The sequence below is a fragment of the Methylotuvimicrobium sp. genome (assembly GCF_050611805.1).
Taxonomy (GTDB): Bacteria; Pseudomonadota; Gammaproteobacteria; order Methylococcales; family Methylomonadaceae; genus Methylotuvimicrobium.
Genome location: NZ_JBNGHF010000051.1, coordinates 15,460 through 29,381 on the forward strand (window position 1 = coordinate 15,460; position 13,922 = coordinate 29,381).

11 protein-coding genes are annotated in these 13,922 nt (G+C 48.4%); 3 read left to right on the forward strand and 8 right to left on the reverse strand.

The features are described from left to right. Position 1 precedes the first annotated feature (1 nt). Both ACRJJO_RS18305 and ACRJJO_RS18310 read right to left on the reverse strand, forming a co-directional pair. The gene (locus ACRJJO_RS18305; protein ID WP_431067061.1) at positions 2 to 1,369 is read right to left on the reverse strand and encodes a hypothetical protein; all 1,368 of its coding nucleotides are present in this window, start codon (positions 1,367 to 1,369) and stop codon (positions 2 to 4) included. Beyond that, complete coding sequence (locus ACRJJO_RS18310; RefSeq protein ID WP_431067062.1) at positions 1,356 to 2,618, reverse strand: hypothetical protein; 1,263 nt, start codon at positions 2,616 to 2,618, stop codon at positions 1,356 to 1,358. Before ACRJJO_RS18310 ends, ACRJJO_RS18305 begins: the two co-directional genes overlap by 14 nt. Positions 2,619 to 2,973: 355 nt before the next feature. Here ACRJJO_RS18310 and ACRJJO_RS18315 point away from each other — a divergent pair, with 355 nt between their 5' ends. Then, a complete protein-coding gene (locus ACRJJO_RS18315; RefSeq protein WP_431067063.1) occupies positions 2,974 to 3,885 on the forward strand; it encodes a malate dehydrogenase in 912 nt (303 codons plus the stop codon). A 93-nt stretch (positions 3,886 to 3,978) separates the two neighbouring features. Here the strand turns inward: ACRJJO_RS18315 and ACRJJO_RS18320 are convergent, their stop codons facing one another. The 5 genes from ACRJJO_RS18320 to ACRJJO_RS18340 form a co-directional block, all read right to left on the reverse strand. Then, the gene (locus ACRJJO_RS18320; protein WP_431067064.1) at positions 3,979 to 5,460 is read right to left on the reverse strand and encodes a lipopolysaccharide biosynthesis protein; all 1,482 of its coding nucleotides are present in this window, start codon (positions 5,458 to 5,460) and stop codon (positions 3,979 to 3,981) included. A 664-nt stretch (positions 5,461 to 6,124) separates the two neighbouring features. Beyond that, entirely contained in the window at positions 6,125 to 6,391 is a 267-nt protein-coding gene (locus ACRJJO_RS18325) for a hypothetical protein (RefSeq protein ID WP_431067065.1), read from the reverse strand. Between the two features lie 135 nt (positions 6,392 to 6,526). Then, positions 6,527 to 7,267, reverse strand: coding sequence for an ABC transporter ATP-binding protein (locus ACRJJO_RS18330; RefSeq protein WP_431067066.1), 741 nt, complete (start codon positions 7,265 to 7,267; stop codon positions 6,527 to 6,529). Then, on the reverse strand, positions 7,264 to 8,025 hold the full coding sequence (locus ACRJJO_RS18335) for an ABC transporter permease (RefSeq protein WP_431067067.1): 762 nt from the start codon (positions 8,023 to 8,025) through the stop codon (positions 7,264 to 7,266). Before ACRJJO_RS18335 ends, ACRJJO_RS18330 begins: the two co-directional genes overlap by 4 nt. Positions 8,026 to 8,138: 113 nt before the next feature. Next, positions 8,139 to 9,113, reverse strand: a complete 975-nt coding sequence (locus tag ACRJJO_RS18340) for an ABC transporter substrate-binding protein (RefSeq protein ID WP_431067068.1) — start codon at positions 9,111 to 9,113, stop codon at positions 8,139 to 8,141. Positions 9,114 to 9,401: 288 nt separating this feature from the next. Between ACRJJO_RS18340 and moaA the strand changes: the two genes are divergently transcribed. Continuing rightward, the gene (moaA, locus tag ACRJJO_RS18345) at positions 9,402 to 10,409 is read left to right on the forward strand and encodes a GTP 3',8-cyclase MoaA (protein WP_431067069.1); all 1,008 of its coding nucleotides are present in this window, start codon (positions 9,402 to 9,404) and stop codon (positions 10,407 to 10,409) included. Between the two features lie 607 nt (positions 10,410 to 11,016). Further along, on the forward strand, positions 11,017 to 12,294 hold the full coding sequence (locus ACRJJO_RS18350) for a DEAD/DEAH box helicase (RefSeq protein ID WP_431067070.1): 1,278 nt from the start codon (positions 11,017 to 11,019) through the stop codon (positions 12,292 to 12,294). Positions 12,295 to 12,639: 345 nt separating this feature from the next. On the opposite strand, the gene ACRJJO_RS18355 is transcribed toward ACRJJO_RS18350, so the two are convergent. Then, positions 12,640 to 13,767: a sodium ion-translocating decarboxylase subunit beta gene (locus tag ACRJJO_RS18355; protein ID WP_431067071.1), complete on the reverse strand. Its 1,128-nt coding sequence runs from the start codon at positions 13,765 to 13,767 to the stop codon at positions 12,640 to 12,642. Between the last annotated feature and the right edge of the window lie 155 nt (positions 13,768 to 13,922).

Below are 13,922 nucleotides of genomic sequence, written 5' to 3' on the forward strand. Positions count from 1 at the left end.
TTTATTCAGGCTCCGAATTCAACGGTAGTTCGCGAGGCGCTTGTTCGGCGGACTGCTTGGCTTTTCTTGCTGCTTGTATCATTTCGTTGCGCCGCTTCTCGAGTACTAATAGCTCGATGTCCCTGCGTAAATATTCGGAAGTTTCCTGAGTGGCTTCATAACGTTTTTTCTGCTCCTCGATCTGCATCGCCAGTTCCATTTCCTTTAGGCGGCTTTCGTGTTGCAGCCTTTCCGCATGCAGTTTTTCCTGCAATTTTTGAGCTTCTGATTGTTTCTGAGCGGCCAGAGCCCGTTCCGCTTCGGATTCGATTTGCTTTAAGCGCTGCTCCTGTTTGAGCTTTTCTTGTTGCATACGCTCTTTCGCGGCGTTCCATTGAGCCTGTTGTTCTTCGAACTGTTTGAGTTCGACCGCGAGTTCCTTTTCTTTAAGTAACTGTTGATGCCTCAACTTTTCTTCTTGGAGTCTTTGCTCGGTCTCAAGTTGTTTGGCCAGTTGCTGGCGTTGCAATTCTCGTTGCGTTTCCTGTTCGAGCTCTTGCAGACGGGCTTGATGCCGAACCCGTTCCATGTACAGACGCTCTTCCAGGCTGAATTGCTCGGTTATTTGTCGCTCTTGCTCCTTTAGCAAGCGTAAATTGGACTCGGACTCAAGTGCTTGTTCCTTGATTTTCAGTTCTGTTTCCCTGTTTCGTTTTTCGATAAGCAGGCGTTCTTGTTCTTCTTGTTGGCGCAGACTTTCCCGGTTTTGACGCTCCTTGAATTCGAAGTTCTTCTTTTGAATTTTTAGATAAATATCTTCTCGAGCAAAGCTATTACTCAAGTTTTGCGATTGAGTGACATCGGCAAAAGATGGTTGTATCGAGCATAATGCACGGCACTGAATATGTTGAGTAATCAGTGTTTCGTTGATTTGTGTTTGAATGCGCTTTTCGATCGGCGCTAATCCGGATTCTATCCATTCGCCATCATCGAGTTTTTTAATTTCCTGGTCGATGGCATCGCGAACCAGGCTTTCATAAGCTTTTTTGATATATGAGTTGATCTCGGGCAAGGTCTCAATGTGTGTCATTGCATAGTGAATAGAGGCCTGAAAATGAATCGTCAGATTGATCTCGAGTGAGCAAAAACCGCCATATAGTTCGGCGCGACAGGTCAGTGACCAGTCTTCGATCGGGAGTTGAAAAATACGGTGATAAAAACGCGGGGTAAATTTTTGGGGACGAGGAAAAGCCTTCCGGTAAGGGCCTAGTTTTGCAACGACTAAGCGTCGACTGCCATCGAAGCCCGGGTCCCAAGTTTCATCTTGGTCGTTAGCTTCGCTGGCGATATCGGCTAGCCAAAGGTCTAGAGGCGATTTAGTGCTGTTCATGGGCGACGGGTTCGGTATTCATCGTTGCAGGTTCTGCGCGTCCGGATTGCTCCTTGAGTTGTTGCAATTTATCGCCTAGCTTTTCGGCAATCAACGGATAGAGTGTCGGCGCGAATTCTACGGTACGGTCGTCGACTTTACGCAAAAAGCCCCGGCTGAGCAACAGGCCGACCGCAAACATTCGCGGCCAGTCAATATAGCGTTTGGCTTTTTCGATTTCAGTTTTTTCGATAATCATTTCTAAGGCATCGTTTTCGTTGATGCGGAATTGCGTGAATTGCCTTAGGCATTCGAAAACCAGCTCTTCCTCTTGTTCGGTCAATGGTCCGGGGGCCGTGAATTCCAGGCGGTAGGAGAGCAGTACGGTAAAAAAATCGACCATGCCGGCACAAACTAAAGCAAAGGTTGAAAAGCCTGTCCACATTGCAAAAGACGGCTTGATGCCTTGAATATATTGCGAGTAAGGCATTAATACCGGTGCCGCAGGTAAATGGGTATTGAATTTGGCGACTTGCCGATTGAATTGCAATTGAACGGTCTGCAAGCCGCTCGATATCTGTTGATATATTTCTCGAATAGCCTCGGAATCCTGGTCAAGTTGATTTAAATTGGCTTGAAGTGCGCCGATTTGGGTATCGAGTAGTGCAAGCTGTTCTTCGAGCCCCGCCAATTCGGATTTTTTGTTTTGAAAAAGCTCGTTATAGTGCCGCCAGATTCGGCCTTCACCGACTTGGTTTCTTAATGATGGAGGGATTTCAGGATGCGTGCCGAAATAAGCTTGAGTGACTTGTTGGTTCAACTGCTCTACTTCAAGCCGCTCTTTCGCCAATAATTCTCCTTTAATGGCGATAATGTCGCTTAAATAATCCTCGACTTTATTACGGACTTCGTTGAGGCGTTGGATATGAATCGTATCTTGTTCGGAGATTTCATAAAACTTGAAATAAGAAAACGACACCGATGCGCCCAATGCAATCAACAGCGAGGAAAGCACGCTAAAGTAACGCAATCGATTGGCGCGCCAATGAATTCCGGCGATCTCAAATGAGCAAATCACGATGATCGATTGAATCGCTACCGTGATGATTAGCGCGATCCAGGGTGTGATGAAATGCGACATGCCGTAATATGTCGTAAACCCGGAAGCCAAACTGAGCGCGAGAACGATGGGAATGGTCCATATTCGCATCAGACTCACGAACAGGGTTTGTATGATGTTGATGAGACGTCCTAGGCCGCCGCTTTTCATTTTTATTATTATTCGGTTGTCCATCGTCTGACTTTATGTTGTTATTTCGGGTAAGCGTTATTGCGGAAATTAGTAGGATTAAAAAATTCTGCTAATAGTATCACATTGAATTTAAATAGTTTCTATTGAAAATATACTTCGCGCGGTCATGTTTGCGGCTTTTATGGCAATGCTATTTTGTTCGAGAGCAAGGCGCGAAAACAGGCGCATAGCAAGCTATGTAACTGTTTTCGCGCCTTGCTCTCGGACAAAAGAGCGAGTCAGAAAACCGAAAATGTGGCCGCGCGAAGTATAATCAATCGGTTGTCTTTATCCCGGCTGTTGCGAGAGCGTTTTAACATAGCGAGTATCAATCATGAAAATAGCCATAATCGGAGCCGGCCATGTCGGTTCTTCGTTAGCCTATGCATTGGTGTTGAAGGGCTTGGGTAATCATTTGTTGTTGGTCAATCGGGATGCGACCAAAGCTTTGGGCAATGCCTTGGATTTACAGCATACCCTGGCTTTTTGCGAACGGCCGATGCAAATCGAGGGCGGCCCGCTTGAAGAGGCGGTGGGCTGCGATATCGTCGCGATCACCGCTTCGGCACCCATGGCAAAAGGCATGACTTCTCGTATGGAATTAGGCAAAGCCAATGTCGATTTGTTCAAGTCGTTGATTCCAATGCTGGCCGAAAAAAATCCTGAAGCTGTTTTTATTATCATCACGAACCCGGTCGATGTGATGACTTGTTGGGCTACGCGGATTTCGGGGTTGCCCCCTTCAAAAATCGTCGGTATCGGTACGCTGGTCGATTCGGCACGTTTCAGAACCCTATTATCCAAGGCCGAACAGATTCATCCCGATGATTTAAGAGCCTATATTCTCGGCGAGCACGGACCGAATCAGTTTCCGGTATTCAGCCATGCTTCGGCCGGCGGCGAACCGATAACCGATAGTCCGAGGCATAGAGAGATTTTTGAAGAGGTCAACAAGGCCGGTTTCGAGGTCTATCGATTGAAAGGCTATACCAATTTCGCTATTGCTTCAGCCGCTTGCGAAGTCATCAGAACCATCGTTCACGACGAACACCGAACGATGCCGCTTAGTACTTGCTTCGATGATTGGCAGGGAATCAAAGACAATTGCTTCAGTATTCCGGTGGTATTGGGCCGGTCCGGCATCATTCGTTATTTACAGCCCGACTTGAACGAAATAGAACACGCTGCGTTGGAGAATACGGCCAGAACGGTCCGAGCCAATATCGATAGTTTATTGCTTGGGTAGGGGAAAGGTTAAAGGTCCGCTGTTTCCCAAGCTCCAGCTTCGCGATGTTAAAGCAGTAGAATACGCTGTGCATACCACGGTAAAGGTTTCCAATCAAATATCGTGTTTGTGGCGCAGCAGCGGTCGAAAATCGAACCACGCTGCGGTAACTAGGTAAGCCGTAAGGCTTGCCGAAGCACTGAGCCAGGTGTTGATAAGATAGACTTCTGTCGCAAAATGATGCGCAGCATATAATGTTAAGCCGAAGGCGATATAGCCGGTGATCTTGCCTAGCTTATAGGGGACCGGATAGTAGCGGCGCCCCAGTAGCCAGGAGATGACGACCATGAATAAATAGCACGCCAGCGTCGCCCAGGCAGAACCGTGATAGCCCCAAATCGGGATCCACCAAATATTCAGCCAAGCTGTTAACCCTGCGCCCGCCAAAGATACCAAAGCGCCCATGCCGGTGCGGTCGGTCAATTTGTACCAGATCGACAGATTGACATAGATGCCGAGCAGTAGATTCGCGATCAATAAGACCGGTACAATGTCAAGCCCTTCGCGGAAGTCCGAGCCGATAAAGTATTGAAAAAAATCGATGAATAGCGTCACGACTAGAAAAATAAACACGCCGAAGATCACAAAATAATTCATGACTAAGGCATAAGACTTTTGTGCATCCTCACGGCCGGCTATGCTAAAGAAAAACGGTTCGCCGGCATAGCGGAATGCTTGCACGAACAGGCTCATCAGAATCGATAATTTATAACAGGCGCCATAAATACCTAGCATTTGCAAATTGGTATCCAAATCATAAGGCAGCATATATTTCAATATTGCCCGGTCGAGCATTTCGTTGACCATGCCGGCGAAACCGATAATGACCATCGGCAATGAATAGACCAACATCGGTTTGAGTATTGTCGGGCTTAGCTGTAGGTGTATGCCGCGCAGTTGCGGAATCAATAACAGGAATTTAAAGCAACTGGCCAGCAGGTTGGCTAGGAAAATATATCCGACACCGATCGCCGGATCGTAAATAAAGCGAATCGCCGAACCCGGCCAGGCCGCAGCAATTTTCGGGCAAGCAACCAGAAAAAACAGATTGAGACCGATGGTCAAGAAAATCTCGGTCAATTTGATGCCGGCAAAACGCCATGCCCGGTTTTCCGCGCGTAACCGAGCGAACGGCAGCGCCGTTATCGCGTCCAGAACTAGAATCGATGCAAACCAAAGAATATATTCAGGATGTTCGCCGTAATGCAGAAGCTCCGCAAAAGTTTCGTTGAAAAATACGATGAACCCGAGAAAAGTCAAATTGACCAAAACTAGAAAGCTTTGCGCGCCGGCATAGACTGTCTCGTTCGAAAAATCCTGTTTATTGCGAAATCGAAAATAGCCGGTTTCAAGGCCGCCGATCAACAGTACTGCGAAGAAACCGGCATAGGCATAAAACTCCGAGACCACGCCGTATTCGCCGGTGCTGAACGTATAGGTGTAGAGCGGGACCAGAAGATAATTAAGAAAACGGCCGATGATGCTGCTAAGGCCGTATATCGCGGTCTGTGAGACGAGTTGACGTAAAGGGTTCAAGACAAAGAGTCCGGTTAACAGAGTATAGCTATCTTAGATCAAAATTCGGCACCTGGGTGTCCGTTAAAGTACGCGGTGAATACGTTCATGTAGGCCCCTCACCTAGCGTTAGGTGAGGGGCCGAATACCCCGGCGCCTAGTCTGTTGAAAAAAGCTATTTTAGCTAATTTCTGTATTCCCGCTTTTTAATCTCAAAATAACTTGAAAATTGGTGGTGATCATAGGCTTAAAGCGCCAGGCGTAGGGTGCGCATCGCGCACCTGGGTCGGGCAGTTCGTCGGGTTCGGTGCCTTGGAAATGTGCGCGATGCGCACCCTACGGTGTTGGATCGTTTTTTCAACCACCGAGTACACAAAGCATGAATATCTATACCTCTGTGAGCTCTGTGGTTTTATACTCATCGTAGATGAAAATTCGGCCTCGGGGTGCCCGTTAAAGGACGCCGTAAACCCAGCACCTAAATTATCCAAGACAATTAACCATGGCCAATGGGCTATGGAATTTAGGTGCTGGGTAAATACGTCCATGTAGGCTCTATGCCAGCTCCATGCTGGCAAAGCCTTTACCGAGCACCCCGAGGCCTCCTCCGGTACTGCCGAAATTTGAAGTGCGAAAGGTATATTAAGCGTAAAATGAAAAATTCAAAGATTAGAGTGATAAGAGACTAAGGATAAATAACCTTGGGCTGGAAGTAGGCGGCCGGATATTTGGGATCGAATTCCGCTATCGAGGCCGGTTCGCCGCTTGATTTTTTGTCGGCTTGTTGGGCTGCCGGTGCGGTGTCCAATTGATCGGCTAAGTCTTTATCGATAAAAACAACTTTCGGTTGAAAATTACTGGCCGGATATTGATCGTCGCTGGCGGCTGAAGCAGTCATTGACGCGAAAGTGAATCCGAATGCGGCCAAGCCTAATAGGATTGTTTTGAACATTATAGTATGGTCCTCCGGGTGGTGGAATATCAGTCCGCCATTATCTTTGATAGCGGGGCATAAAGGGCTACAAGTATCGGGTATTTTTCCCGGTCCTGCAACCGTGAAGGACGTTTAAAACGACTGCCGGTAAGCTCATAACAGCGCTCTGATTTCAGGATGATCCTGAAGCAATTTTTGTCTGAACGCCTCGATAGCCGTCTCGTCGTCACGTATGTCTCTCGGAATGTCCACGCGGATTTCGCTGAGCGACTGCATCGGCGGCGGCGATAGAAATATCAGTCGGTCGGCTAACGCGATCGCTTCGCGCAAATCGTGCGTGACGAACAAGACCGTATGCGGGCGCTGTTGCCAGAGTCCTATCAACAATTCCCTGACCTGACGCGCGGTTGGAGCATCAAGCGACACGAAAGGCTCGTCCATCAATAGCACGTCGGGGTCGACCGCAAAGGCCCTGATGATAGAAACGCGCCGGCTCATGCCCAAAGACAGGCGCTCAGGGTAGACATGCTGGGCCTGCGTCAATTGCATCGTTTCGAGTAATGCGTCGACCGTTTTCGGATCGTAATCGCTAGGCAAGGTCAGCGTGATATTTTCTCTTACCGTTCGCCAGGGCAGCAGACGAGGGTTTTGGAATACGTAACCGATCTTCGGCGCTTTATGCTGTTGCTCCACAGTAATTTCGCCGCTGTAATCCTGATCGAGTCCGGCGATGATGTTTAGCAGCGTAGTTTTGCCGCAGCCTGACGGCCCGACCAGGCAAATGAATTCGTTACTCGGCAAGGAGAGTTTTAAATCTGCAATCGCTCGGTGTAGGTCGGCTTGTCCGGCTGCGGGATAACTTTTGTTGATGATGTCGACAGTAATTGCGGTCATCGGCGCCACCTTCCTGCTTTTCGGTCGAGCGGTTTCAGAATGAGCAGCTCGATCACTTGAATCACTGCAACGAACGCGATTGTATAGGCTAGAATCCCTGCGACGTCGAATAATTGAAAAAATAGGTGAAGTTGGTAACCCATGCCGTTACTGCGGCCGAGCAGTTCGACGACGAGGATGATTTTCCAGATTAGGGCCAAGCCGGAACGTGTCGCGCCCATTACAAACGGATGCAGCTGCGGCCAGATGACATGACGCAACGTCTTGAGTTTGCTGAAACGATAGCAGCGGGCCATTTCCAGTAAATCCTTGTCAAGCGCTCGAGTGCCCTCGCGAATCGTGACGACGACATTCGGTAATTTGTTGATCACGACCGCAAGAATCGCGGCCGACTCGACCAGTCCGAACCAAACGTAGCAGAGAATGATCGTCACCAATGCCGGAATATTCAAAAAAATTACCAGCCAGTTGTCGAAGAAAACATCCAGTTTTTGGTTTCTGCCCAGTAAGATGCCAATTGCGCAACCGAGCAACATCGCGACAACAAAACTCGATATCAGTCTGAGCAGTGTCATGCCCAGATGATAAGGCAGTTGGCCGGATAAGGTTTCTTGCCAGAATACCTCGGCCACCGTTGCCGGCGTCGGTAGGCTATTGTCGCTGAGATAAAGAGCAAGGCCCTGCCATAGTCCTATAAAGAGCAGAATCGACAACAGATTGAGTGTTCTGTAATGGCTTAAGAATTTAGTTAAGGTCATGTTTGGATTGAGTACAGCAACATTTCGTTGGATCCGCTGTTATTGACGAAAGAGCTTCCTTTTGTCATTTCGAGTTTTTGTAGGTATTCCTTAAATTTAATGACATCCAAACATTACTCTTGATCTGTGACCCAAAAAGTGCCCGGCTGAAGATTGTCGTTTTTTCCGGTCAGTTTGTTGTGGCTCACCGTTTTCAAAATACGGTAGATGCGGTTAGCCGCATTTTTTTCATGGCTCCCCCATCGTTTTACGGTGCCTTCGCAGTAACGCTTACGTAGTACGCTTTGAGTGTTCGTATCATCGGTTTGCGTTAACGGTAAGATTTTTTGCCAGGCTTCATCCGATTCGCATAGCAATGCGCGGGCTTGTCGGGTGGCTTGCAAAAAACCGGTCAGTGCTTGTTTATGTCGCTCGGCCCAGCTTTGTTTGAAGACATAGCCAAGAGTCGGAACCTCCTCTTCTATACCTAGTGTTTTGATCAACGCTTGACCATTGATAATTTGGCGATATCCTTGGGCTTCAAGTTTTGCGGCAAAATGCCAATATGTCATGACGGCATCAAGGCGGTTGCTGAGCATTTGCTGATTGAGTAAAGGTGGAGCGCCGTAGACCTTTTCGATAGATGAAGCGATTTCGCTATTGCCTTGTTTTTGGAAAACGGCTTGCATCAGCAACCCGTTTTTGTCGAGTTCTCCGCCGGCGATACCTAAGCGCTTATCTTTAAGGTCGTTTAGCGTTTTGATGGGGCTGTTTTCGGTAACGACGAGCCCGCCCGAGACATTTGAGTAAGGATAAAATGAATAATCGGCGCCCATCGAGCGCAATTTCGATACCCATATCCAGTCGGAGACGATGATATCGACCGCGCCTGATTGAAGTGCGATTTTGCCGGCTTCAGGGTTGGCCAGTGGATGAATGGCCAATTTAAATTTGCCGGATTCGTCGAGTTTAGCGCTTTGTAAGGTTTGTACTTCCCAGGCTGCCGTGCCGAACTCCAAAATGCCCAGGCGGATGGTAACGGGTTCTGTGGCGAAGCTGTTAAGCGAAAACAACAAGCCAAGCCATAAAAAGTGTAATTGTTTTTTCATTGGAGTCATCCTTATCTATTCGATAGTCAATAACCGAAACATTTTAACTCGTTTTGGTTCTGAAATGGGGCGGCTATGCTTCGCTCGGTTATGTTTGCGCTCCGCATGGCTTTTTGTTCGACGCTTACAGGGAAGTAAGCGGTAGACTGCGTCTGGAACCGGCAGTCGACGCTTACAGGGAAGTAAGCGGTAGACTGCGTCTGGAACCGGCAGTCGAGAGCAATGCACTAAAACAGACTGTGAGCCGTATTGTGATAATATTGCCACATTAGTCAATCGATATTACTTATGAGTTCATTATCCAACACGACGCAATTGATCGACCGCTTCGGTAGAATTGTTGATTATGTAAGAATTTCAATTACCGACCGCTGCGATTTTCGGTGCCAATATTGTATGGCCGAAGACATGGTGTTTTTGCCGCGTGCACAAATTTTAACGCTCGAAGAAATCCATACGATAGCTCGGGCGTTTACTGAATTGGGCGTCAAAAAAATCCGTGTGACCGGGGGTGAGCCATTGGTGCGCAAAGGCGCATTGCAATTGCTCGAAAATCTGGGGCGTTTGTCGGAGCTGAATGAGCTGGTTCTAACCACCAACGGTTCTCAATTGGCGCCGATGGCGCAGGCGATTAAATCGGCCGGCGTAAAGAGGCTCAATATCAGCTTGGATACGCTCGATGCAAAAAAATTTAAGGATATTACCCGAACCGGCGACTTACATCAGGTGTTGCGAGGTATCGAGGCGGCGAGAATAGCGCGGTTTAAACGTATCAAAATTAATGCCGTGATTTTGAAAAATCGTAATCATGAAGAAACGACCGGTTTGGTTCAGTTTGCGATCGACCGTGATTTGGATATCAGTTTCATCGAAGAAATGCCGCTCGGTGTCATCGGTAGCCACGATCGCGCCGAAGCTTATTATTCTAGCGATGACATTAAAGCCGATTTGGAACAGCATTTTAATTTGATTGCGAGTACCGAAAAAACCGGTGGACCTTCGAAATATTTCCAGGTTGCAGGAACTTCGACCAAGGTCGGGTTTATCTCGCCGCATAGCCACAATTTTTGTAGCACCTGCAACCGTGTCCGATTGACCGTTGAAGGCCGATTGCTGTTGTGCCTCGGCAACGAGCACTCGGTCGATCTAAAAAAAGTCATTCGAGCGAATCCGGGGAATCTCGATGCGCTTAAAAATACGATCGTCGAGGCGATGAAAATCAAACCCGAAAAGCATGAATTCAATCTAAACGAGCAACCGGTTATTTTTAGGCATATGAATGTAACGGGGGGGTGAGGGGATAATTTGGTGAGCAGTAAGCAGTGAATAGTGCGTTCTTTTATCCTCGCCAAATACATCCTGCAGATGCTAACAATTAGATGTTTTTTCGCGTAATAGTCCTCGAAGGCAATAATAGCCTGATGTATAGATAGCAAGCATTTTCTTAAGCCCATCAGTCGGAATCTTGTATTTCGCATTCTATTTCCTGATTACTTAGAACCTTCAGCCAATTTGCTTTAGCTTAGAGCTCCCGCCCGGGCCCCGTTAGGCCGCGCCGAGCACTGGCGACTTTGCCGAGAATAGCCCTTCCGAAAACCCTCGGCAAAATCGTCAGCGCGCAGGATACAGCGGCCTCCGGGTGTCTTTTCTTTTGGATACTTTTCTTTGGACAAGCAAAGACAAAATCGCCTGGAGCGATTTTGAACAGCTTTAGCTGGCCCGCAGGGCGAAACCCAGGGATGGGTTTCGTAGCAGTATCGCGGCTGTCGTTCCGCGAACCGACTCCACATAAACGTCGCGATAGCGACACAAAACCTTGTTTGGACTTCAAATAGGCTGAAGCTTATACGTAATCAGGTTCTATTTTTATCAACCCGTAACTTTATTTCCTCATCTGAAAATTATGACATTCGAATCTCTTGGGCTTATTGCCCAACTCCAAACAGCCGTTGCGGAACAGGGGTATGAAACGCCTACGCCGATACAGCAAAAAGCCATCCCGCTAATTCTTGAAGGACGCGATGTCATGGCCGGCGCGCAAACCGGAACCGGTAAGACGGCAGGTTTTGCGTTACCGATCCTGCAGCGGTTGGGCGAGACGATTAACAAAAAACCTCGGCCAGTTCGTGCATTGGTCTTGGTGCCGACTCGCGAATTGGCAGTACAAGTGCATCAAAGTTTCAAGGATTACGGCAAGCATGTTGCGTTGTTTAGTGAGGTGGTTTTCGGTGGCGTGAGCATGAACGGCCAGGCTCAACAATTGCGGCGCGGTTGCGATATTGTTGTCGCTACGCCGGGGCGATTGCTAGATCATGCTCGTCAAGGCAATGTCGATTTGGGGCGAGTCGAAATATTGGTTCTTGATGAAGCCGACCGAATGTTGGATATGGGGTTCAAGCGTGAGGTCGATGCAATACTGGCATTGCTGCCTAATCAGCGTCAAAATTTGTTATTTTCGGCGACGTTTTCTAATGAGATAAAAGCTCTGGCAGGGCGGTTACTGCATGATCCGGTCGCAATTGAAGCACCGCGGCAAACGATCGATGCCGATACCGTCGAACAACGTATTTATCCGATTAAGCGCGAATACAAGCGGGAATTATTATCTTACCTGATCGGCAGCGGTAATTGGCGACAAGTCTTGGTGTTTGTTAGAACCCGGCATGGAGCAGACCGTTTGGCCGAACAATTAATCAAGGATGGTATTCGGACTGGGGTATTGCACGGTGATAAATCTCAAGGCGCGAGGATGCGTGCTTTGGCGGGATTCAAAGCCGGGAAGATAGCGGTTTTAGTCGCTACCGATATTGCCGCGCGTGGTCTCGATATCGATCAATTGCCGCACGTAGTTAATTTCGATTTGCCATCCGTGGCCGAGGATTATGTGCATCGTATTGGCAGAACCGGTCGCGCAGGATGGGTCGGCGAGGCTATTTCGCTCGTTTGTCCGGAGGAAGCGCCGATGCTCTTGGCGATTGAGAAATTATTAAAACGGTCGATACCTCGCGTCGCCGATACCGGTTACGAAACTGTTTCATTGGAGGTTCGGTCGGGGGCGGAAAAAAAGGATAAAAAACGTATTGCACGTAATGTTCCGCCCGTTAAAAACAGAGCACATCGAGCGGCTTCCGTTAATAAAAAACGAGGAAACCGGCAAGACAAGCGGTTGCGGAAAACTTGAACATATCGAGGGTAGAATTCGCCTTATGCCTATCGCATCAAATTTCGGTATTAGCGGATGGATACGCCGGTGATTAACAGTCCCTCGTTTAGCTTCAGGTGACCCTGTCCTTAAGTTAGCGAAAATCCTAGATTTTCGCTCCTTCCCGAGGCTTACTCGAGCGATTTGACTTGGTTCAGCAGTGATCGCTGCAAGCGAAGGAGCATTGGCTTCTTTTTCGCTTGAATCTCGAATCTAGAGCTTCACTTATCGGTTTCCCAAGCAAGGAGCTTGGGAAACAGCAGAAACGAGGAGTCCGGCAACGCAAGCGCCTGGGGGAGGCTTGAATCTACATCATGCCCATTTCTAATCAACCAAGCTCAACAAAATCCCGGCCGCGACGGCGGAGCCGATCACGCCGGCAACGTTCGGTCCCATTGCATGCATCAGTAGGAAGTTATGCGGGTTGCTTTCAAGGCCTAGCTTATTGGCTACCCTGGCCGCCATCGGGACCGCCGATACGCCGGCCGCGCCTATTAGCGGGTTGACCGGTGTTTTGCTGAATTTATTCATGATTTTTGCCATGATGACGCCGGCGGCAGTGCCGATGCAAAAAGCGATCGCGCCTAAGCCTAAAATACCGAGTGTTTCGAATTTCAGAAATGCTTCGGCGCTCAACTTAGAGCCGACCGAAAGGCCTAAGAAAATCGTGACTATGTTGATTAATTCGTTTTGCGCGGTCTTGCTCAGACGGTCGACTGCCCCGCAAGTATTCATTAGGTTGCCTAAACAAAACATGCCTACTAAGGGTGCGGCGGAAGGCAAAAGCAAGGCCGTTAACAGCAATAACAGCAGTGGGAACAAGATTTTTTCGGATTTGCTGACGGCTCTCAGCTGCTCCATTTCGATCATGCGCTCTTTTTCCGTAGTCAATGCACGCATGATCGGCGGCTGAATGAGCGGCACCAGCGCCATATAGGAATAAGCGGCAACTGCGATCGCTCCGAGCAAGTCGGGGGCTAGTTTCGAAGCAACATAGATAGCCGTAGGCCCGTCGGCGCCGCCGATAATGGCGATTGCAGCGGCATCCTTAAGCGAAAACTCGAGGCCTGGTACCATGTTTAGCGCTAATGCGCCTAACAATGTTGAAAAAATACCGAATTGAGCCGCAGCGCCTAGTAATAAAGTCTTCGGGTTGGCCAGCATCGGTCCGAAGTCCGTCATTGCGCCGACGCCCATGAATATCAATAATGGAAATATGCCGGTTTTAATGCCGAAATATAAATAGTATAAGAGACCGCCTGCTTCCGCCATGTCTGCAATCGGTATGTTGCTAAGTATTGCGCCGAAACCGATCGGTAGAAGTAATAGAGGCTCAAAACCTTTCTTGATGGCTAAGAACAGAAGTAAAAAACCTACCATCATCATAAAAGCCTGGCCGGTTTCGATGTTGTAGATCCCGGTGCTTTGCCAGAGCGAATTTAAATTTTCCATAAATGATCTCGATTAAAGTTGATTTTTATTCTGAATAGTTGTTGAGTGCATCGCGCATTAGCAGTAATTATTTTTCATCCTCCATCGTTCTCACGCTCCGGCGTGGGAATGCATACCGATCTTGCCTCGGCTGACAAGGTATGGGTTCCCACGGA

Bases quoted from the DNA above. Each gene is read 5' to 3' on its own strand.
- ACRJJO_RS18305 (WP_431067061.1), bottom strand. From the start codon at position 1,369: ATGAACAGCACTAAATCGCCTCTAGACCTTTGGCTAGCCGATATCGCC.
- ACRJJO_RS18310 (WP_431067062.1), bottom strand. From the start codon at position 2,618: ATGAAAAGCGGCGGCCTAGGACGTCTCATCAACATCATACAAACCCTG.
- ACRJJO_RS18315 (WP_431067063.1), top strand. From the start codon at position 2,974: ATGAAAATAGCCATAATCGGAGCCGGCCATGTCGGTTCTTCGTTAGCC.
- ACRJJO_RS18325 (WP_431067065.1), bottom strand. From the start codon at position 6,391: ATGTTCAAAACAATCCTATTAGGCTTGGCCGCATTCGGATTCACTTTC.
- ACRJJO_RS18330 (WP_431067066.1), bottom strand. From the start codon at position 7,267: ATGACCGCAATTACTGTCGACATCATCAACAAAAGTTATCCCGCAGCC.
- ACRJJO_RS18335 (WP_431067067.1), bottom strand. From the start codon at position 8,025: ATGACCTTAACTAAATTCTTAAGCCATTACAGAACACTCAATCTGTTG.
- ACRJJO_RS18340 (WP_431067068.1), bottom strand. From the start codon at position 9,113: ATGAAAAAACAATTACACTTTTTATGGCTTGGCTTGTTGTTTTCGCTT.
- moaA (WP_431067069.1), top strand. From the start codon at position 9,402: ATGAGTTCATTATCCAACACGACGCAATTGATCGACCGCTTCGGTAGA.
- ACRJJO_RS18350 (WP_431067070.1), top strand. From the start codon at position 11,017: ATGACATTCGAATCTCTTGGGCTTATTGCCCAACTCCAAACAGCCGTT.
- ACRJJO_RS18355 (WP_431067071.1), bottom strand. From the start codon at position 13,767: ATGGAAAATTTAAATTCGCTCTGGCAAAGCACCGGGATCTACAACATC.